The organism is Curtobacterium sp. Leaf183, from assembly GCF_001424385.1.
Taxonomy (GTDB): domain Bacteria; phylum Actinomycetota; class Actinomycetes; order Actinomycetales; family Microbacteriaceae; genus Curtobacterium.
The window spans coordinates 119,847-139,670 of the sequence record NZ_LMPO01000006.1 but is presented as its reverse complement, the minus strand read 5'-3'; the positions used below and the strand labels follow the sequence as shown (position 1 = coordinate 139,670).

At 72.8% G+C, this 19,824-nt stretch carries 18 protein-coding genes; 9 read left to right on the top strand and 9 right to left on the bottom strand.

Going from position 1 to position 19,824, the window contains the following annotated elements; genetic code table 11:
- Together ASG04_RS17010 and ASG04_RS04175 are read right to left on the bottom strand one after the other, a co-directional pair.
- On the bottom strand, positions 1–589 hold a 589-nt coding region (locus ASG04_RS17010; protein WP_082517811.1), incomplete at its 3' end, for a CDP-alcohol phosphatidyltransferase family protein.
- Between the two features lie 363 nt (positions 590–952).
- A complete protein-coding gene (locus ASG04_RS04175) occupies positions 953–4,654 on the bottom strand; it encodes an AAA family ATPase (protein WP_156463523.1) in 3,702 nt (1,233 codons plus the stop codon).
- Between the two features lie 296 nt (positions 4,655–4,950).
- On the opposite strand from ASG04_RS04175, the gene ASG04_RS04170 reads away from it, so the two are divergent.
- From ASG04_RS04170 to ASG04_RS04150, 5 genes are all read left to right on the top strand, one after another.
- A complete protein-coding gene (locus ASG04_RS04170; RefSeq protein WP_056120787.1) occupies positions 4,951–5,823 on the top strand; it encodes an HpcH/HpaI aldolase/citrate lyase family protein in 873 nt (290 codons plus the stop codon).
- Between the two features lie 5 nt (positions 5,824–5,828).
- A complete protein-coding gene (locus ASG04_RS17295; RefSeq protein ID WP_056120786.1) occupies positions 5,829–6,272 on the top strand; it encodes a DUF6264 family protein in 444 nt (147 codons plus the stop codon).
- A 112-nt stretch (positions 6,273–6,384) separates the two neighbouring features.
- Positions 6,385–7,638 (top strand): FAD-dependent oxidoreductase, encoded by a 1,254-nt coding sequence (locus ASG04_RS04160; RefSeq protein ID WP_056120783.1) that lies wholly within the window; start codon positions 6,385–6,387, stop codon positions 7,636–7,638.
- An 81-nt stretch (positions 7,639–7,719) separates the two neighbouring features.
- Positions 7,720–8,595: an aldo/keto reductase gene (locus ASG04_RS04155; protein WP_056120781.1), complete on the top strand. Its 876-nt coding sequence runs from the start codon at positions 7,720–7,722 to the stop codon at positions 8,593–8,595.
- A gap of 21 nt (positions 8,596–8,616) precedes the next feature.
- Positions 8,617–9,594, top strand: coding sequence for an NAD(P)H-quinone oxidoreductase (locus ASG04_RS04150; RefSeq protein ID WP_056120778.1), 978 nt, complete (start codon positions 8,617–8,619; stop codon positions 9,592–9,594).
- Between the two features lie 152 nt (positions 9,595–9,746).
- Here ASG04_RS04150 and ASG04_RS04145 read toward each other — a convergent pair whose 3' ends face one another.
- From ASG04_RS04145 to ASG04_RS04115, 7 genes are all read right to left on the bottom strand, one after another.
- A complete protein-coding gene (locus ASG04_RS04145) occupies positions 9,747–10,496 on the bottom strand; it encodes an amino acid ABC transporter ATP-binding protein (RefSeq protein WP_056120776.1) in 750 nt (249 codons plus the stop codon).
- Positions 10,493–11,368, bottom strand: a complete 876-nt coding sequence (locus ASG04_RS04140; protein WP_056120772.1) for an amino acid ABC transporter permease — start codon at positions 11,366–11,368, stop codon at positions 10,493–10,495. The genes ASG04_RS04145 and ASG04_RS04140 overlap by 4 nt, the downstream gene beginning before the upstream one ends.
- Positions 11,369–11,373: 5 nt before the next feature.
- Entirely contained in the window at positions 11,374–12,195 is an 822-nt protein-coding gene (locus tag ASG04_RS04135; RefSeq protein WP_056120770.1) for an ABC transporter substrate-binding protein, read from the bottom strand.
- 103 nt (positions 12,196–12,298) lie between these two features.
- Complete coding sequence (locus ASG04_RS04130) at positions 12,299–12,775, bottom strand: cupin domain-containing protein (RefSeq protein ID WP_235515431.1); 477 nt, start codon at positions 12,773–12,775, stop codon at positions 12,299–12,301.
- A gap of 7 nt (positions 12,776–12,782) precedes the next feature.
- The gene (locus ASG04_RS04125) at positions 12,783–14,114 is read right to left on the bottom strand and encodes an amidohydrolase family protein (RefSeq protein WP_056120767.1); all 1,332 of its coding nucleotides are present in this window, start codon (positions 14,112–14,114) and stop codon (positions 12,783–12,785) included.
- The gene (locus ASG04_RS04120) at positions 14,111–15,799 is read right to left on the bottom strand and encodes an adenosylhomocysteinase (protein WP_056120763.1); all 1,689 of its coding nucleotides are present in this window, start codon (positions 15,797–15,799) and stop codon (positions 14,111–14,113) included. The genes ASG04_RS04125 and ASG04_RS04120 overlap by 4 nt, the downstream gene beginning before the upstream one ends.
- 20 nt (positions 15,800–15,819) lie before the next feature.
- Positions 15,820–16,800: a PrsW family glutamic-type intramembrane protease gene (locus ASG04_RS04115; RefSeq protein ID WP_200938399.1), complete on the bottom strand. Its 981-nt coding sequence runs from the start codon at positions 16,798–16,800 to the stop codon at positions 15,820–15,822.
- A gap of 82 nt (positions 16,801–16,882) precedes the next feature.
- On the opposite strand from ASG04_RS04115, the gene ASG04_RS04110 reads away from it, so the two are divergent.
- From ASG04_RS04110 to ASG04_RS04095, 4 genes are all read left to right on the top strand, one after another.
- Entirely contained in the window at positions 16,883–17,146 is a 264-nt protein-coding gene (locus ASG04_RS04110; protein ID WP_056120760.1) for a glutaredoxin family protein, read from the top strand.
- Between the two features lie 84 nt (positions 17,147–17,230).
- Positions 17,231–18,088: an amidohydrolase family protein gene (locus ASG04_RS04105; RefSeq protein ID WP_235515430.1), complete on the top strand. Its 858-nt coding sequence runs from the start codon at positions 17,231–17,233 to the stop codon at positions 18,086–18,088.
- Positions 18,089–18,170: 82 nt separating this feature from the next.
- Positions 18,171–19,019, top strand: coding sequence for a fumarylacetoacetate hydrolase family protein (locus tag ASG04_RS04100; protein WP_056120758.1), 849 nt, complete (start codon positions 18,171–18,173; stop codon positions 19,017–19,019).
- Positions 19,019–19,762 (top strand): SDR family NAD(P)-dependent oxidoreductase, encoded by a 744-nt coding sequence (locus ASG04_RS04095; protein ID WP_056120756.1) that lies wholly within the window; start codon positions 19,019–19,021, stop codon positions 19,760–19,762. Before ASG04_RS04100 ends, ASG04_RS04095 begins: the two co-directional genes overlap by 1 nt.
- Positions 19,763–19,824 lie beyond the last annotated feature (62 nt).

The following is a 19,824-nucleotide window of genomic DNA, read 5'->3' as shown; positions in this document are numbered from 1 at the left end:
AGGCGGCGCGGACCGCGCGGCTGCGGCGCTTGCGCACCATCGCAGCGACGTACTGCGCGCCGGCGAGCAGGTGCCCGGCGGTGCCGAGCCACACGAGGACGAGCGCGGTGATCCGGATCCAGGGATGCTCCGACGCCCAGGCGGTCGACGAGAAGAGCAGGACGGGCAGGCCGACGAACAGCAGCGCGGAGCGGATCTTGCCGGTCCACGACACGTCGAGGTCCGGGTCACCCCCGAACCAGACGCTCGACAGCACGGCGAGCAGGGCATCGACCGCGACGATCACCACGACGACGATCCACGGCAACAGGCCCACCAGCACGAGCGACAGCACGATCGCGATGATCGCCAACCGGTCGGCGATCGGGTCGAGTGCCTTGCCGAGCTTCGAGCCCTGGTCGAACTTGCGCGCGATGAACCCGTCGGCCCAGTCCGACACGCCGAGCACCACGAGCGACAGGAGCGCCCACCCCGGGTGCCCCTGCACCACGAGCACCACGTAGACCGGGATGAGCAGGAACCGCACCAGCGTGATCAGGTTCGGCCAGGTCTGCCAGTCGGGGCGCTGCCGCAGGGCGGAGTCGGTCATCACGTGCTTTCGTCGAGGTCGGACCTCCAGGGTACCTACCCCCAGTGGGGAGGCCGGTCGCCGAGCAGCCGGGCGTCGTTCTCCCCGCGGTCGTGCCGCCGCGGCTCCGGAGGCGGGGTGGGGTCCGACCCCGGCACCGGCTGGGTCGTGACCCGCCTGCGTGGGCGATCCGGCCCTCCTGACCGGTGCGTGGTCCCCACAGGACCGCCGGGAGGCTCGGGCACGGCCACGTCGTCGGCTCGCGTCCACGACCCGACCAGCTGGTCCGTGTCCGGTGTGACCGGTCCAGCGGGCCGGGAGGCCCGCCGGCTCATCGGCGGGCGGGGCCCACCGTGGGCACGGAGGGATGCTGATCCGGCGTGCTCATCGGCGGGCGGGAATCGGAGGGATCGAGATCTCCTGCGTGGCACCACGGTCGACGCCGAGCACGGCAGTCACGGTGTCGGCCACCCGGTCCGGGTCGGAGAACAGCTGGAACGCGTGCACGCGGACGTAGTGCCAGCCGAGGCGACGGAGCACCTCGGGCCGGAGCCGCAAGGACTCGCGCAGCGAGCCCCGCACGAGCGACGCGTCGGTCTCGATCGTCACGCAGACCCCGCCGTGTGCCGCGACCAGGCCGAGCTTGCCGCGGTGTCCGAGCGCGACGGGGATCCCGCGCATCTCCAGACGACGCGCCAGGTCGACGAGCAGCGGGTCGGAGTCGTCCGGCACGTACTCGGCGGTGGTGCGGGCGCGCACCTCGGCCAGGATCTCGGCCAGCGCGACGGTGCCGTGGCCCATGCGCTCGGCCTCGATGTCCGACGGCTGGAAGCACGTGACGATCACCATGGAGCGGCGCGCCCGGGTCATCGCGACTGCCAGCAGGCGTTCTCCACCGGGCTTGCCGAGCGGCCCGAAGTCACGCAGCACGCGGCCGTGCGGGGTCCGGCCGTAGCCGATCGAGAAGACGACGCGGTCACGGCTCTGCGCGACGGACTGCTCGAGCGTGGCGACGATGAACGGCTCGGCGCGGTCGCCGATGACGAACTCGGTCAGGTCCTTATGGCCCTGCGCCGCGGTGAGGACGGCCTGCTCGACCCGGACCGCGTGCTTGGCCGACGCGGTGATCACCATGAGCGACTCGGTCGGACGGGTGCGGGCGTGGTCGATGACGAGCCGGACGACGCGGTCCACCTCGGCGTCGACGCTCTCGACCGCTCCGGACTCGGGGTCCGGCACGGCCTTGCCGTCGCTGACGTAGTCGAGCGCGATCGACCCGTGCCCGAGGAAGGACCCGGCCCACGGCAGCGACTCGATGCGGCCGCCGTAGAAGCGGCGGTTCACGAGTTCGGCGAGGTCCTCGCCGCCGGCGCGGTACGAGGTGGTGAGCGAGAGGGTCGGCAGCAGCGTCGAGAGCTTCGCGAGGGCGGAGTCGGCGTGCAGGGCGTCGAGGGTCTCCTCGTCGACCTGGAGTGCGCGGTGTGCCGGGTCGACGGCGATGCGGAACGGCGACGGGGTCTGCGTGACCGGGTCACCGAACACGACGGTCTGGCGGGCACGGCGGACGGCGTCGACCGTCTCGGCGATCGTGACGGCGCCCGAGTCGACCAGGATCACGGTGTCGAAGGGCATCGTGTCCGCGATCTGCGGGACCTCGTAGGGGCTGGCGAGCCACACCGGGGCGATGGCGCGGGACAGGTGCGGAGCGGAGTCCTGCAGCAGGCGCGAGGTGATCGCGCCCTCCTTGAGCTGGGTCTTCAGCGCCAGGGCTTCCTCGGGCCAGTCGACGAGACCGACCTTCCAGTTCTCGGCCAGCTGCCACGCCAGGCCCTGGGAGACCCCGGCGGCGTGCGCGTCGTCGACGAGCCGGAAGTCGGCCTCGACCCGGTCGAGCATGTCGGTGTTCGCGCCGAGCAGTGCCCGGTCGGACTCGAGCATGGTCTCGAGCGCCGACTGCCACCACGCCAGCTCGAGCTCGGCGGGGACCTGGGTGTCCGGGACGTGCCGGTTCGCCAGGTCGGTGATGAGCGGCTCGAGCTGCAGGTCGCGGAGGGTCTGCATGAGCTCGGTGCGTTCCTGCAGGTTGTGCAGGACGTCGGACTCGGCGGCGAGGGAACCGATGTAGGGCAGGAGCTCGTCGACGGGCATGTTCGCGAGCTGCGCGTCGCGGTCGGACCGGCCCAGGGGCTCGTCGAGCCGCGCCAGGTCCTCGACCACGTTGGAGAACTGCACCTGCACGTCGGCGATGCCGGTGGGGACCTCGGGAGCGACCCCTGCGGCGACGTAGCGCTGCCAGAGCACGCGCTGCTGCTGCACACGGGTGAGCGCCTCGTGCAGGTCGGACACGTGCACGCCCGGACGGACGTACTCGCGCGCGAGCTTCTTGAGCCGGCGACGGTTCGTCGACGACATCGGTGCACCTTCGCCGCGCGGCGCGGTGGCGGCGACGAGTTCGGACACCGACCGGTCGAACACGACGGGCAGGAAGCGGTCGAGGGTGTCGCGGATCTCCGTGAGCAGGCGCAGGTAGATGCCGAGCTCGTTGATCGTCGTGAACTGCCGCATGCGCGTGGTCGCGATGAGCTCGTGCGCGCGCTGCAGCAGCGTCGGCAGGGCACCACCGTGCAGGTCCTGGGCGATCTTGTGGGCGCGGTGCGCACCGTCGCTCGAGGCGAACTTCGCGCCGTACCAGGGCGAGTCGTCGGGGCCGTAGCGGAACTCGCCGAGGTTCGCCGCGCTGACCATGGTCTCGGCGACGCGCGACCGGCCGGTCACCATCGCGCTGACGGACTGGCCGGACAGGCGGGCGGTGGTCGACGGCGGCACGGGCAGCAGCGAGAGCCGCGAGAGCTCGACCAGGCAGTCGAGCACACTGACGCCGAACTGCGGGTCGGTCCTGGTCAGGCCGCCGCGGTAGTCGGTGAGCACCTTGCGCAGCCGGACCAGGGCGTCGTCGACCTCACGCAGGTTCGGCCGCGACGCCTTCTCGTTCCGGGCGATCGCGCGGACGATGTCTCGCCGCAGGGTGGCGGGGGTGACGGCGACGCCGGGCAGCTGCACCTCGCCGAACCGCGCGGCGATGCCCCGGAGCGTGGCCCGACGGGGGCTGACCACGAGGACGCGCTTGTTCGCGGCCACCAGGCCACCCAGCGCGTTGACGATCGTCTGGGTGCCGCCGGTGCCGGGCAGCGTCTTCACGACGATCGAGTTGCCGGCGGTGATCTGCGCGATCACGTTCTCCTGCTCGTCGTCGGCGTCGAGCAGGAGGGTGTCGGTGTCGGGGCTGCGCTCGTCCGACGGCGTCTGCTCGACCGGGCGGTACGACTGCTCGACCTGCCACTTGGCGCTCGGGTTGCCGGCGAGGGCGTCGAGGACCGGGTGGGAGAGGTCCTTCGTGTCCTCGACCAGGCCGGACGCGACCTCGGCGAACGTCGACACGACCAACCGGGCGTGGACGGAGAACCCGGGGATGTGCGCCGTCAGGCCGCGCAGGCGGTCGATGACCGGGTTCGGCGTGAACGATCCGTCCTGCTGCGCCAGCGCGACGAAGGACTGGGCGTCGAGGGTGACGCCGAACTGCTCGCGCAGGGCGTCGGCGAGCGCGGGGTTGAGCACGGGTTCGCCGAGCAGCCGCACCTCGAAGTCGCGGCCGTGGCGACGGATCGCGAGCGGACGGAGCAGCACCGGACCGCGGAACTGCTCGTCTCCGGACTTCCAGTCGGCCATGCCGATGCCGAGGTTCACGGCGTCGATGCCGCGCACGGTGGCGAGCTCGGTGCCCTTCGCCTCGACGTGCCCGGCGGCGATCCGAGCGGCGCGCAGGGCGACCTCGTCGCGGATCAGGCTGGAGAGCAGGGTGGTCTTGCCGGTGATGAACTGGGCGAGCCCGCCCGGGTGCGTGGTGGAGAGCTCGATGCGGGCGCGGGGGTGGTCGGCGAAGTGCACGAGCGGGCTGGAGCCGCCGACGCCGGCGAGCTGGGCGCGCCAGGCATCCCAGACGGGCTCGGCGGCGTTCGTGGCCGTGAGCCGCGGGTCGCCGAGGCTGATCGCGTGCGGGCTCGTGACCTGCAGCTCAGGACGGAGCATGTCGGCGTCGGTCGTGTCGTCGGTCGTGGCGTCGGGAGTGCTCGTCGTCTCGTCCTGCTCGTCGCGGTGGTCCTCGCGCGCACCCGCATGGTGCACGTCGCCCCCGGGCGCGCGGTTCTGGCCGGCCGGGACGTCGTCGTTCACGTCGCCCTCGCCGCCCGTCACCCTGTCCGCACGCCACACAACGCCCACTGTAGGCGGAAGCACCGCACCTCTCTGGCAATGAACCGAGGTTTCGGGCAATCCGCGGCGCTCGGCGCAGGCTCGACCGACGCCGACTGTGGTACCAACGTGGCATGGCCATCGACGACCGCCCCGCCCCGCCCACCACCCCGCCGTCCCGACGTCGATCGGTCCCCGCCGAGATCTCGCGATCCTGGCTGCTGGTCTCCGGCACCGCGTCCGAACGCTTCGAGCCGTCGACGCGGTCCCGTGCCGACCAGGTCATCCTCGACATCGAGGACGCGGTCGACCCGGCGATGAAGCCGTCGGCCCGCTCGACCGTCGCCGAGTGGTTGACCGGGGGTGGCGACGCCTGGGTCCGCATCAACGACGTCACCACGGACTTCTGGGCGGACGACGTCGAGGAGCTCCGCGGGCTGCCCGGGTTGCTCGGGGTGATGCTCGCGAAGACCGAGAGCCCGGCACAGGTCACCGACACGTGGCACCGGCTCGGCGGCCAGACCCCGGTGATCGCCCTCGTCGAGTCGGCCGTCGGCATCGAGGAGTCCGTGTCGATCGCGAAGGCACAGGGCGCGTTCCGTCTGGCCTTCGGCAGCGGCGACTACCGCCGCGACACCGGCACCTCGTCCGACACCCTCGCGATGGCCTACCCGCGGTCCCGGCTCGTCGTCGCGTCTCGCGTCGGTGACCTGCCCGGGCCGATCGACGGTCCGACCGTGGGCTCGTCCCACCCGATCCTGCGCGAGCAGTCGCAGGTCGCGGTGTCGCTCGGGCTCACCGGCAAGCTGTGCCTGGACACCGACCAGCTGCCCGTCATCAACGAGGTCATCTCCCCCACGTCGACCGACGTGGCCTGGGCACAGGACTTCCTCGACGACTTCGAGGCCCGTGGGCGCGTCATCCGTGACGGCTCCGACCTGCCGCGACTCGGCCGTGCACAGAAGATCCAGCGCCTCGCCGAGGCCTTCGGCGTGGAAGCGCGGTAGCGCCCGTGACCTGGTCAGCGCCGGAGCCCGGCCCGCAGTCCTCGCCCTCGCAGTGGGAGCGCGGCGGCACGACGCTCTTCCCGGCCGGCAGGCTCGCCGACCGGATCTCCACGGTCCTGCTGCTGTCGGCCGGTGCACTCCTGACGATCCTGGCCGCGATCGTGGCCGTGATCGCCACGATCTCCGCGACGGCGACGTGCAACGCCGCCGCCGGGTGCACGCCCGGCGCGTACTTCGGCGGTGCGGCGATCGCCGTCGGTGGCGCGTTCGTGGTCGGCGTCGCGACGGTCGTCCTGGCGATCGGCGCCTGGATCCGCCGGCGGACCTCGTGGTGGATCGCCGCCGTCGGCTTCGTGCTGGCGATCGCCTGCGTCACGTGGGGCGGCGTCGTGTTCGCTGACGCCGCGGACTCCGCCCCGGCGTCGTCGCCGGGCAGCAGCATCGCCTGACGCGGTCGCGCGGACGCACGGACGCACGGACGCACGGACCACCGGACAGGAGGCTCGGTGCGGCGCCGCCACGAGCCTCCCGTCCGGTGCATGCGGGCGTAGCGTCGGCTCCATGGTGCTTGTGAGCCGGACGACGGTCGCGATCGTGGGTGGCGGACCCGCGGGCGTGGTGCTCGGGCTGCTGCTCGCCCGCGCGGGTGTCGCCGTCCGCGTGGTGGAGCGGCACGACGGCTTCAACCGGGACTTCCGCGGGGACACCGTGCACGCGTCGACGATCCGGCTGCTCGACGAACTCGGCCTCGGCGAGCGCTTCCGCGCGTTGCCGCAGTCCCGGCTCGACGACGTCTCGTTGCCGCGCGCGGACGGGTCGACGGTGCTGCTCGGCGACTTCTCGCGCCTACGGCCGCCGTACGACCACGTGGCGATGGTGCCGCAGTGGGACCTGCTGGCGATGCTCGTCGACGCCGCCCGACAGGAGCCGTCCTTCTCGATCGTCATGGGGCAGGCCGCCTCCGACCTCATCGTCGAGAACGGCGTCGTCGCCGGTGTGCACCTGCACCAGCGCCGTGGCGGGGGCGAGCACGAGGAGCTGCGCGCCGACCTCGTCGTCGCATGCGACGGGCGCGGGTCCGTCCTGCGCGCTGCGGCCGGCATGCGGCCGCGGAGCTTCCCGGTCCCCTTCGACACGTGGTGGTTCCGGGTGCCGCGGCGGCCGGGCGACGCGGAGACGGCGCTCGTGCCGGCGTTCGACGGACGCGACGTGGTCCTGAGCTTCCCCCGCCCGGACTACCACCAGGTCGCGTACTTCGCACCGAAGGGGTCCGACGCGCAGCTGCGGGCCGAGGGCATCGAGGCGTTCCGGGCCCGCATCGCCCGGGTCCGGCCGGACTTCGCCGACCGCGTCGACACGATCGCGTCGATGGACGACGTGCACGTGCTCGACGTCCGGATGGACCGACTGGCGCGGTGGTGGCGACCGGGGTTCCTGTGCATCGGGGACGCCGCGCACGCGATGTCCCCGGCGGGCGGAGTGGGGATCAACCTGGCCGTGCAGGACGCGGTCGCCACGGCGGCGGTCCTCGGGCCCGCGCTGGTCGGTGGGGTCCGAGGACGTGCACTGGACCACGCGCTGGCAGCGGTCGAGCGGCGACGCAAGCCCCCGGCGGCGATCGTGCAGGGCGCCCAGCGGGTCCTGCACCGCGTCGTGTTCGAGCGCGCCTTCGCGGGACGGCTGCAGGACGGTCCGCCCGCGGTGCCGGCCTTCCTCGCCGAGCACGTCCCGCCGGTGCGCGGTCTCTACGCCCGCGGCATCGCGTTCGGCCCGCTGCCCGAGCACGCGCCGGCCTGGGCCCGCCGCGCAGCCTGACGTCGCCGAGAGCCGTCGTCGGCCGACGTCCGGCGCGCACGACCCTGAACGCACCCGGGACCACCGGCGCATGCTGGGTACATGAAGCAGCGAACCATCGGCGACACCGACGTCAGCGCGATCGGCCTCGGCGGGATGCCCATGTCCATCGAGGGACGACCCGACGAACGGCGGTCGATCGCCACGATCCACGCCGCACTCGAAGCGGGCGTGACCCTCATCGACACCGCGGACGCCTACCACCTGGGCGGCCACGACGAGGTCGGCCACAACGAGGAACTGATCGGCCGCGCGGTGCGGGAGTACCACGGCGTCGCGGACGACGTGCTGATCGCGACGAAGGGCGGGCACCTGCGGCCCGAAGCCGGGAACTGGTCGCAGAACGGCGACCCGGCGTACCTGAAGCAGGCGGCGAAGGCCTCGGCGAAGCGGCTCGGCGTCGAGGCGATCGGGCTGTACCAGTTCCACCGCCCGGACCCGGCCGTGCCGTACGCGGACTCGATCGGTGCGCTCGCCGAGCTCCTCGACGAGGGCGTCATCCGGATGGCCGGCATCTCGAACGCCGACGTCGACCAGATCCGGCAGGCGAACGAGGTGCTGGACGGCCGCCTGGTCTCGGTGCAGAACCAGTACTCGCCGGCGTTCCGGTCGAGCGAGGCCGAGCTCGAGCTCTGCGACGAGATGAGCATCGCGTTCCTGCCGTGGAGCCCGCTCGGCGGCATCGCCGGGGCGTCCGACCTCGGCACGACGTACCAGGACTTCGCGACGGTGGCGCGGGCCCACGGCGTCACCCCGCAGGTCGTGGCCCTGGCGTGGGAGCTGGCGAAGAGCGACGTCGTCATCCCGATCCCGGGTGCCTCGCGGCCGCAGTCGATCCTCGACTCGGTGACCGCCGCCACGGTGAAGCTCCGTCCCGAGGAGATCGACCGGCTCGACCGCTCGCAGGCGGCCGGGTAGTCACCGCGTACCGTCGAGGGCATGCACGCCATCACCTTCGACGCCCCGGGCGACGAGCACGTCCTGACCCTCTCCGAGCTCCCCGACCCGACGCCGGGTGACGGCGAGGTCCTGGTCGAGGTCGCCGCAGCCGGCGTGAACAACGCCGACCTGCAGCAGCGCCAGGGCAACTACCCGCCGCCGCCCGGCGCCTCGGACGTCCTGGGGCTCGAGGTGTCCGGCACGATCCGGGCCCTCGGCGCCGGCGTCGAGGGCTGGGCCGTCGGCGACCGGGTCTGCGCGCTGCTCGCCGGTGGCGGGTACGCCACGCTCGCAGTCGTCCCGGCGTCGCAGCTGCTCCCGGTGCCCGACGGGCTCGACCTGGTGCAGGCCGCGGCGCTGCCCGAGGCGGCGTGCACGGTGTACTCGAACATCGGCATGGTCGCGGGACTCCGGCCCGGCCAGACGCTCCTGGTGCACGGTGGCACCGGTGGCATGGGCTCGCACGCGGTGCTGTGGGCGAAGGCGCTCGGTGCGCGGGTGATCGCGACCTCGGGCGGCGCCCGCAAGGTGGCCGCTTCGCGGGAGCTCGGTGCGGACCTGGTGATCGACCACCGTGACGAGGACTTCGTCGCCCGTGCGCGGGAGTTCACCGACGGCCAAGGGGTCGACGTCGTCCTCGACGTGGTCGGACCCGCCTACCTGCAGCGCAACCTCGAGGTGCTCGCGAAGAACGGGCACCTGGCCGTGATCGCGGCGGGCAGCGGCTCCGAGGCCACGCTGCCGTTCGGCCTGCTCATGCAGCAGCGCGCGACGATCAGCGGCACCACGCTGCGCGCGCGGCCGCTCGCCGAGAAGGCGGAGATCGTGGCAGCGGTCCGCGAGCACGTCTGGCCGTTCGTCGAGGACGGCAGCGTCCGCCCGGTCGTCGACGCGGTGCTGCCCCTCGCGGACGCGGCCGAGGCGCACCGTCGCATCGCCGGCGGCGACGTGATCGGCAAGCTGCTGCTCACGCCGTAGCGGCGACCGCACCCCGTCGCACAACCGAACGCAGTCCGCACCACGGGATCACGTGGTGCGGACTGCGTTCCGTTGTGCGGGTGCAGTCGGAACCAGCCGGGTGGCCCGGTGCCGGTCCGGCGGACCGGCACCGGGCCTCCAGGCTGGTGCGGCTACGCGCCGACGCGCGCCAGGAACTCGACCAGCGCCGGGTGCTGCGGGCTGTCGAGCACCGCGGCGGGAGGCCCCTGCTCGACGACCTCACCCCGGTGCAGGAACACGATGCGGTCGGCGACGTTCCGCGCGAAGTGCATCTCGTGCGTGGTCATCAGGATCGTGGAGCCCTGCTGCTTGAGCTCGCGCACCAGGTCGAGGACCTCGCCCACGAGCATCGGGTCGAGCGCGCTGGTGACCTCGTCGAGCAGCAGCAGCTCAGGGTCGGACGCGATCGCACGGACGATGGCGACGCGCTGCTGCTGCCCGCCGGAGAGCCGGTCCGGGTATGCCCCAGCGAACTCGCCGAGGCCGATCCGGTCGAGCAGCCGGCGCGCGGTGGCCTCGGCGGTCGCTCGGTCGACGCCGTGCACCTTCCGCGACGCGAGCGTGACGTTGTCGAGCACGGTGATGTGCGGGAACAGGTTGAACTGCTGGAACACCACGCCGATGCGGGCCCGGGTGGCGTCGACGTCCACGCGGGGGTCCGAGATGTCCGAGCCCTGCAGGAAGACCTGCCCGTCGTCGATGCCCTCGAGCAGGTTCACGGTCTTGAGCAGCGTGGACTTGCCCGATCCGGACGCCCCGATCACGCAGATGACCTGGTGACGGTCGACGGTGAGGTCGATGCCGCGCAGGACCTGCTGGTCGCCGAACGACTTGCGCAGGCCCCGCAGCTCGAGGACGGGTGCGTCGGTCTCGGTCGTCATACGGTGCCACCGATCTGCTCGCGACGCTGCTGTCGCCGCGCGATGGCGTCGGTGACGCGGATGAGCGGCAGGCTGATCACGACGAACAGCAGCCCGGCTACCAGGTAGGGCGTGAAGTTGTAGGTCTCGGCCTGCGCGATCTGGGCGCTCCGGACGGCGTCGACGGCGCCGAGGATCGACACCAGCCCGACGTCCTTCTGCATCGACACGAAGTCGTTCATCAGCGCCGGGGTCACCTTGCGGATCGCCTGCGGCAGCACGACCAACCGGAGCGTCTGGGTGTGGGACAGGCCGAGCGATCGGGCGGCCAGGCGCTGGGAGGGGTGCACGGCCTCCATGCCGGCCCGGAGCACCTCGGCGACGTACGACGAGTAGGTCAGGACGATCGCGATCGTGCCCCAGAACTCCGGTGCCAGGCGGGGGAAGACCCCGAGTCCGGGCAGGCCGAACCCGACCAGGTACAGCACGATGATGAGCGGCAGGCCACGGAACAGGTCGGTGTAGCCGGTGGCCAGCATGCGGAGCGGGAAGAACACCGGGCTCTGCAGCCCGCGCACCACGGCGAGCAGCGTGCCGAACACCGCGACGCCGATCGACGCGAAGAACAGGATCCGCACGTTCAGCCACAGGCCGAGCAGGATGTCCGGGAACGTCGAGGCGGCGACGCCCGGGTCGAAGAACGACTGCTGGACGGCGGCCCATCCCGGCGTGTTCACGACGCCGAAGTACACGACCGCCAGGACGACCAGCGTCGACACGACGGACACCGCGATCGACCGACGGCCGCGCTGCCGACGGTGGATCCGGCGTTCGAGCTCGATCTGACTGGGGGCGGGCGCGAGGGACGGACCCGCTCCGGCTGGGACGGACACGCGGGCTACTTCAGCACGGGCGTGTTCGTCTCCGACGACAGCCACTTCTTCTGCAGGGCGGTGAGCGTGCCGTCGGTGTCGAGCGTCTTCAGGGCCTTGTCGACCTTGCTCGTCAGGCCGGAGTCCTTCGGCAGAACGAAGCCGAACTGGTCGCCCTTGCCGTCGGCCGGGAACTGCGCCGACACGGTGCCGTCGTCGAGCTGCGCGCCGGACATGTAAAAAGCGGTCGGCAGGTCGGTGACGATCGCGTCGATCTGGCCGGACTTGAGCGCCAGGACGGCGTCGTCGTTCGAGTTGAAGACCTGCGGGGTCACGCCGAGCACGTCCTTGACGCTGGTGATGCTCGTCGAGCCGGCGGCGACGCCGATCGTGTCCTGCTTGAGTGACGCCACCGTGGTGTCGTCGACGGCCTTCGACTTCTCGGTCGTCACGACGGCCTGGGTCGTCGTGTAGTACGGCGACGACATGTCGACGGCCTTCTTGCGCTGCGACGAGATCGAGAACTGCTGGACGTTGAGGTCCCAGTCCTTCGGGCCCGGTGCGACCGCGCTGTCGAAGGTGCTGCGCTTCCACACCACGTCGGACTTCGCGTAGCCCATCTCCTTCGCGACGGCGTACGCCACCGCGGACTCGAAGCCCTTGCCGGACTGTGGCTTGTTGTCCTCGACCCAGGGCGAGTACGCGGGCTGCCCGGTCGCGATCGTGAGCTTGCCGTCGGTCACCGTGCCGTCCGAGCCCGAGCTGCCGCCGGCCGAGCACGCGGTGAGCGCGAGGGCGGCGACGGCGGTGGTCGCGATGGCGAGGGAGAGACGGAACGATCGAGTCACGGTCGGGCCTTCGTGCAGGGGGTGGGGGGCAGCACGAAGTGTACCGGCAGGTGGGATACCAGCACGCGCGTGCGACGTCGCGCGACGTCGCACGCGCGTGCGCTCAGGCCAGTGTGAAGTCCTCGAACGAGAACCCGGGCGACACCAGGCAGCTCAGGAGCACCTCGCCCTCGCCGGGGAGCGTGCGCTGCCAGACACCGCCGCGGACGAACGCCTGCGCGTCGTTCACCCGGTCGCGCCCGGCGTCCGGTCCGAGGGTGATCGTCGCGCCGGGCTCCGGGGACTCCCCCGATCCACCGAGCTGCAGCTCGACGGAGTCCGGCCCGTGCCACATCCAGATCTCGTCGCTCGTGACCCGGTGCCACGCAGACGCCTCGCCCGGGGGCAGCAGGAAGCGGATCAGCGTCGCCGCGGGTCGCTGGCCGCCGGGCACCGACACCGTCGCGGGCGAGGTCCACGTGCGGACGTACCAGCCACCCTCGGGGTGCGGTTCCATGCCGAGCGCCATCGCCCGCTTCGGGACGTCGAGCCACTCGATCAGTTCGCCGTCGACCGTCCGTCGTGCCATCTGCCCGTCCATGCCACCATCATCCCGCGTCGGCCGGCGCCGGCCGACCGTCCTGCGCGCGCGGCTGGCCGTCCTGCGCCCGGACCCGCCCGCGGATGACCGTCGCGACCGCGCGACCCGCGCCGTCCTCGACGAGTTCGGCGAGCGCGTCGGGCACCGTCCGGGCGTCGACGTCGAACACCGCCAGGTCGGCCCGGGCCCCCACGGCCAGGTGCCCGATCCGGTCCGGACCGACCGCCAGGCCCATCGCGTGCGCCCCGCCGAGCGTCGCTGCCGACAGCAGCCGTTCGTGCAGGTCACGGTCGCCGTACCCCTGCGCCCGGGCGACCCGGTGCAGCGCGGTGACGTCGGCCATCAGGTCGAGCGACGGCGACGAGGAGAGCGAGTCGGTGCCGATCGCGATCGGGCTGCCCTCGCGCAGGTAGTCGGCGACGGGCGGCGGGTCGAGCCCGATGACGGCGTTCGACCGGGGACACAGGGCGACAGCGGTGCCGCGGGCGCGGAGCAGGGCGCGGTCGGCCGCGGTCATGTAGACGCCGTGCGCGATGTGGCAGTCCGGACCGAGCACCCCGAGCCGGTCGACGAACGAGGTCGCACTGGCCCCGAACCCGAGCGCCCGCATCGCCCGGAAGGACGGCACGTTCGCCAGGTGCCAGTCGGTCCCGTGCTCGTCGGTGGTGTCCGGCCCGGCCAACCGCTCCCCCTCGAAGGCCGCTTCCCCCAGGTGCAGGTGCAGCCGCAGACCGCGCTGGCGCACGATGTCGGGCAGCTCGAGCAGCGGGGCGACGTCGAGCGAGTACGGCGCGTGCGGCGACAGCCCGGCACCCGGTGTGGTCGGGACGCGCTCGAGCTCGTCGAGCACCTGGTCGCGGCCGTGCGCCTGCCAGGCGGCGTTCTCCCAGTCCATCACCTCCCAGTAGGCGATGCCGCCGAGGCCCGCGTCGGCGAGCGCGTCGACCGCCTCGATGTCGGTGACGATGTCCGCGATGCTCGTCACACCGGCGACGATCGACCGGGCAGCACCGGCGGCGGCCTCGGCTCGCCAGTCGTGCTCGTCGGCGTAGACGGCGTTGAACGCGGCAGCCCAGTCCTCGAACCCGTCGTACCGTCCCTGGCCGACACTCGCCATGCCGGTGTACTGCAGGTGCGAGTGCGCGTTCACGAGGCCGGGCAGCAGTGCACCGCGCCACCGTCGTTCGGTCCACGGGGACCCGTCGAGCTGGTCGACGACCCAGGAGCGCTCGCCGACGTGCAGGATCCGTCCGTCCCGGACCGCGACGGCGCCGTCGGCGATGGGCGGCGCGGTCATCGGCACGACGATGCGCGCCGAGTGGACGGTCGTCTCGGTCACGCGGGGTCCCCGAAGCGGGTCGTCCGCACGTCCGGCTCGCGGGCTGCGGGCTGCGCTGCGACCGGGACGGGAGGCTCGGCTCGGCTGCCGAACGCGGCCAGCGCCGCGCGGGCGGTCGCCTCGTCCACCGCGGGGTCGACCGGCACGACGGCCCGGTCGAGCTCGTCGCCGCGCTCGAGCAGCATCCGGACGGCGCCGAGCTGCACGGCGAAGGACAGGTCCATGATCTCGATCGGGTTGCCCTCGGCGGCGGTGATGTTGATGCACCCGCCGTCGTCGAGCACGAGGACGCCGTGCTCGTCGTCCGGGAACGCGAACCGCTCGCACTTCGGTCCGACGGGGGTGCGGGTGGCGCCGGCGGCGAGCGCGGCGTCGATCGCGACCTCCTGGTCGACGCCCCCGGCCACGGCGATGACGGCATCGGGGGCGCATGCCCGCAGCACCGCGACGCTGATCGTGTCGCGCACGCCGGTCGCGCTCATCACCAGGGCTGCGTCGCGGACGGCATCGACGAGCGGCGCCACGGCGTGGCCGGCGAACCGTGCCTGCAGGGCGCGGACGGGGTCCGTCTCGGCGACCGTGACCCGGAAGCCGAGCGCACGGAGCACCAGGGCGACCCCTTCACCCACGTGCCCGTACCCCGCGACGACGGCGGAGCCTCCCGGGACCACCCGGTGTGTGCCGGACCGCAGCCCGTCGACCAGGTCGAGCGCCGCGAACACGGTCGACTGCCCGGTGCCGTACCGGTTGTCGAACGAGGTCTTGGTGCGGGCGTCGTTGACGGCGACCACGGGGATGCCGAGCTCGCCCCGGTCCGCCAGCACGCGCAGGGGGCGCAGGCCGCTCGTCGTCTCCTCTGCCGCGCCGAGCATCGTCGGGAGCAGGTCCGGCCGTTCCTGGTGCGCGAGTCGGATGACGTGCGCGCCGTCGTCCAGCAGGACGTGCGGGCGGGTGTCGAGCATCGCGAGCGCCAGGGCCTTCTGCTCGGGCAGGGTCGCGGCGCTGTCCGCGAAGACGAGCAGGCCGGCTCGGCGGAGCTCGTCGGCGACCGCGTCGTCCGTCTCGTCCGCGTGGGCGTACACCGCGACCTCGGCGCCGGCGTCCCGCAGCAGCAGCGACAGCACGGCGGTCTTCGGTTCGAGCACCATCGCGACGCCGACGCGGGTGCCGCGCAGCAGTCCCTGCTCGCGGAGCTCGGCCGCGACGGCGCGGGAGACCGGCATGCTCCGGCGGGCCCAGCGCATCCGCGCAGCGGCGGCGGGGTCGTCCTCGGGCTCACGACCGGTCGAGACCAGGAAGACGTCGTCAGCGGTCATCGGGATGCCGAGCACGCCGGGCCGCGCGGGGGTCAACGGGCCGAAGGCGTCCTCGTCGACGGCGGGCTCGTGGCGGCCCGCGTCGACGACGAGCAGGGTGCGGCCGCGGGGGCGGTCGAGGGCCTGCTCCACCGCGAGGGCGCTCTGGTCCGGGGTGCCGAGGCACCACAGCTGGTCGACGAGGTCGTCGGACCGGGCGGCCCGGGCGCCGAGGCCCGTCAGCAGGGTGTCGAGCGCGGCGGCGTCGCGCGGGTCACCGCCGACGATGCGGAAGGTCCGTGCGGCGACGAGCATGTTGGTCGTCCGGGCCAGGTGCCGGATGGCCGCCGAGGCCCACGCCAGCGTGTCGGGGTCGGAGCGCGGCGGCATGGTCCCAGCGTAGGGCTCGGTCAGCGCAGCGCGTGTGGCGGGGGTGCGTCGTGCCAGCCGGGGACGCGGGGCTGCTGGTCGGCGTACTCGGCGCCGTCGGTGTACTCGGCGGGGAGGCGGCGGGCGCGACGTCGGAAGTGCACCTGCACGCCGATGAGCACCGCGACGCCGATGGCCGACACGACCGCCAGCCCGACCAGGTACAGCGTGGTCACGAGTCCGGCGACGGAGGACGGCACCGCCCCGTTCTGCGCGGCCGACAGCGGCGTGCCCGTCAGCAGGAAGGCCAGCACCGTCGAGATGGTCGAGTTCGAGTCGTACAGTCCGTGCAGCACCGAGACGACGACGTAGGTGACGAGCACGGTCCAGGTCCACCGGAAGCGCGGGCGACCGTGCGCGACGCCGAACAGCACCGCGCCGAGGATCGCCGTCCAGAGCACGTGTCCGACGGGAGACAGGATCGCGCGCAGCACCTCGGTCTGCAGCAGGGACGCCAGGTCGATGCCACGGGTGGTGATCGCGGCGTTGAAGGCGTAGCCGGCCGACTCGAACGCGGCGAACCCGGCACCGACCGTCGCGCCGAGCAGGGCACCCTGGCGCGCGGTCTTGGGGCGGACCCGCCACCCGACGACGACCAGCAGCACGCCCTTGACGAACTCCTCGGCCAGGCCGACCACGAGGTAGATCAGCGCACCCTGACGCAGGTCCGACTCGAGCAGGGAGGCGCCGAGCACGCCGAGGATCCCGCCGACGAAGAACGCCGTGACGAGCTGCATCGTGCTGACCGTGCCCGTGACCCGCTCGATGACGAACAGCACCACGGTGAACGGCACGAGGAAGCTGCCGAGCAGGATGATCGTCGGCACCAGGTTGGTGTTGCTCGTGTACACGGTCACGACGATCGTCACGACCCACAGCACGAACCCGACGACCAGGGTCTTCCACCACCAGCCGTGACGGTGGTGCGGGTGGTCCACGGGGAGGTCGGCGGGCATGCTCATCCGCCCAGGATGCCCCGGTGGCGCCGGACCCGTTCCGAGCCGTGCGGGAATGGTCCGGACGGCTCGGACGTACTCTCTCTGCATGACCGACGAGACGTTCGACCAGGTGACCATGTTCGGCGCGGACTGGTGCCGCGACTGCCGGCGCTCGAAGGCGCTGCTCGACTCGCTCGGGGTCGACTACACGTACGTCGACGTCGAGCAGGACCTGTCGGCGGCCGCCCGCGCCGAGGCGATCAGCGGACGGAAGAACATCCCCGTCGTGGTGCTGCCGAACGGCACGCACTTCGTCGAGCCGTCGGACGCCGAACTGCGTGCCGAGCTCGAGGCGTCCGGCGTCGTCTGACCCCGACGCGCGTCCGGCCCCGAGCTCCGCACCTGACCGGCCCGCGGGCGGACAGACATCCGACGAGTCGGGCATGATGGCGACGTGATCGTCGACGCGCACCACCACCTCTGGGACCCGTCCGAGCGTGCCTACCCGTGGATGGACGACTCCGTCGCCCCCATCCGGCGCCGGTTCGACGCCGACGACCTGCGTGCAGCGGTCGCCGGCACCGACGTCACGGCCACGATCGCCGTCCAGGCCGTGCACGACCCGGACGAGACCGCCTGGCTCCTGACGCAGCCCGTCCCCGTCGGCGGGGTCGTCGGCTGGGTCGACCTGACCGCGCCCGACGTCGTCGACCGGCTCGCGGCGCTGGTCGACCTCGAGCGCGAGGGCGGCCCGCGGCTGGTCGGCATCCGGCACCTGGCGCACGACGAGCCCGACCGCGACTGGCTCGCGCGCGACGACGTCGTGGCCGGCGTGCGGGTGCTCGCCGCGGCAGGGATGCCGTTCGACCTGCTGGTCCGCGATCGGGAACACGCGGCGGCGGTGACGCTCGTCGACGCGGTCCCGGACGGCGTCTTCGTCCTCGACCACGCCGGCAAGCCCGACATCGCCCACGACGACACTGACGTCGCGATCGCCTGGCGCGCCCGGATGGACGACCTGGCCGCGCGACCCAACGTCCTGTGCAAGGTCTCCGGCCTGGTCACCGAGGCGGGCACCGACTGGCGCGAGCGACCTGTCGCCCGGTACGCCCGACAGGTCGTCGAGGCGTTCGGCCCGGACCGGTCCCTGTTCGGCTCGGACTGGCCGGTCTCCACGCTGCAGGGCGACTACGCCGAGGTGCTCCGGACCGCTTCGGACGCACTCGCCGACCTGTCGGACGACGAGCGCGACGCCGTGTTCCGGCGTACCGCCGAGCGGGTCTACCTTGCCGCGGCCCCACCGCAGACATAGGATGTCTGCGCGGTCACAGCGACCGCGCAGCGGCTGGACGGTCGCATGCGCCGCATCGACGCGGCGCGGAGAGCGAGGAACGATGCGGTTCGCACGACTCGGCCCGGCGGGCGACGAGATCCCCGTGGCCCACGACACCGACGGGCAGGCGTACGACCTCCGTCCGGTCACGGCCGACATCACCGGTGCGTTCCTGGCCGCCGACCCCGTCGCACGCGTGCGGGACGCGATCGCCGCGGGCGAGCTCGGGGTCCTGCCCGACGCCGACACCCTGCGCCGCGGCGCCCCGGTCGCCCGGCCCGGCAAGGTCGTCTGCATCGGCCTGAACTACCGCGACCACGCCGCCGAGACCGGCGCTCAGATCCCGACCGAGCCGATCGTGTTCATGAAGGACCCGATGACGGTCATCGGCCCGGACGACGAGGTGCTGGTGCCCCGCAAGAGCGCCAAGACCGACTGGGAGATCGAGCTCGCCGTCGTGATCGGCACCACCGCGCGCTACTGCGAGTCCGAGGACGAGGCCGCCACGCACATCGCCGGCTACACGATCGCGAACGACGTGTCCGAGCGCGAGTTCCAGATCGAGCGCGGCGGGCAGTGGGACAAGGGCAAGTCCTGCGAGACGTTCAACCCGCTGGGCCCGTGGCTGGTCACTGCCGACGCCATCGACCCGGCCGACCTGGCGCTGCGACTGACCGTGAACGGCGAGGTCCGTCAGGACGGCTCGACCGCGGACATGATCTTCCGACCGGCCGAGATCGTGCACTACCTGTCGCAGTTCATGGTCCTGTACCCGGGTGACGTCATCAGCACCGGCACCCCCGCCGGTGTCGCCCTCGGCAGCGGCGCCCCGTACCTGCAGCCCGGCGACGTCGTCGAGCTCACCGCGGACGGCCTCGGCACCCAGCGCCAGACGATGGGTGCGGCCTGATGGCTGGCTCGCACGACGGGCTCCGCGCCGTCGTCACCGGTGGCGCCTCGGGCATCGGCGCCGCGATCGCGGTGGCACTCCGGGACCGCGGGGCGAGCGTGGCCGTCCTCGACCTGCAGCCCTCGGCCGACTTCCCGTCGTTCACCTGTGACGTCAGCGACGACACGTCCGTGCGCGCGGCCGTCGCCGCGGCGGCGGACGCCCTCGGTGGCGTCGACGTGCTCGTCAACAACGCGGGCATCGGCGCGCAGGGCACCGTCGAGGACAACCCCGACGACGAGTGGCGCCGCGTGTACGAGGTCAACGTGCTCGGTGCCGTCCGGCTGACCCGGGCCTGCCTGCCGTTCCTGCGGGAGTCGGGCCGGTCCTCCATCGTGAACACCTGCTCGATCGCCGCGACCGCCGGCCTGCCGCAGCGCGCGCTCTACTCCGCGACCAAGGGCGCGATCGCGGCGCTCACCCGCGCCATGGCGGCGGACCACCTCCGCGAGGGCATCCGCGTCAACGCGGTCAACCCCGGCACGGCAGACACCCCATGGGTGGGCCGGCTGCTCGACAGTGCCGACGACCCGGCGGCCGAGCGCGCAGCGCTCGAGGCGCGGCAGCCGCACGGACGGCTCGTCGCCCCGGAGGAGGTCGCCGAGGCGGTCGCCTACCTGACGAGCCCCATGGCGGCCTCGACGACGGGTGTCGACCTGGCGGTCGACGGCGGGATGCAGGCCCTGCGGCTCCGGCCCGCCTGATGGTCGAGCTCCCCGTCCGGGAGGCCCGGTGCGGGTATCGTCGATCCGTCCCGACCGAGCGT

What these genes read in the sequence shown, in the direction of transcription:
- ASG04_RS04175 (WP_156463523.1), bottom strand. Translation starts at nt 4,654, where the DNA reads ATGCTCCGTCCTGAGCTGCAGGTCACGAGCCCGCACGCGATCAGCCTC.
- ASG04_RS04170 (WP_056120787.1), top strand. Translation starts at nt 4,951, where the DNA reads ATGGCCATCGACGACCGCCCCGCCCCGCCCACCACCCCGCCGTCCCGA.
- ASG04_RS04160 (WP_056120783.1), top strand. Translation starts at nt 6,385, where the DNA reads ATGGTGCTTGTGAGCCGGACGACGGTCGCGATCGTGGGTGGCGGACCC.
- ASG04_RS04155 (WP_056120781.1), top strand. Translation starts at nt 7,720, where the DNA reads ATGAAGCAGCGAACCATCGGCGACACCGACGTCAGCGCGATCGGCCTC.
- ASG04_RS04150 (WP_056120778.1), top strand. Translation starts at nt 8,617, where the DNA reads ATGCACGCCATCACCTTCGACGCCCCGGGCGACGAGCACGTCCTGACC.
- ASG04_RS04145 (WP_056120776.1), bottom strand. Translation starts at nt 10,496, where the DNA reads ATGACGACCGAGACCGACGCACCCGTCCTCGAGCTGCGGGGCCTGCGC.
- ASG04_RS04130 (WP_235515431.1), bottom strand. Translation starts at nt 12,775, where the DNA reads ATGGACGGGCAGATGGCACGACGGACGGTCGACGGCGAACTGATCGAG.
- ASG04_RS04120 (WP_056120763.1), bottom strand. Translation starts at nt 15,799, where the DNA reads ATGCCGCCGCGCTCCGACCCCGACACGCTGGCGTGGGCCTCGGCGGCC.
- ASG04_RS04115 (WP_200938399.1), bottom strand. Translation starts at nt 16,800, where the DNA reads ATGAGCATGCCCGCCGACCTCCCCGTGGACCACCCGCACCACCGTCAC.
- ASG04_RS04110 (WP_056120760.1), top strand. Translation starts at nt 16,883, where the DNA reads ATGACCGACGAGACGTTCGACCAGGTGACCATGTTCGGCGCGGACTGG.
- ASG04_RS04100 (WP_056120758.1), top strand. Translation starts at nt 18,171, where the DNA reads ATGCGGTTCGCACGACTCGGCCCGGCGGGCGACGAGATCCCCGTGGCC.
- ASG04_RS04095 (WP_056120756.1), top strand. Translation starts at nt 19,019, where the DNA reads ATGGCTGGCTCGCACGACGGGCTCCGCGCCGTCGTCACCGGTGGCGCC.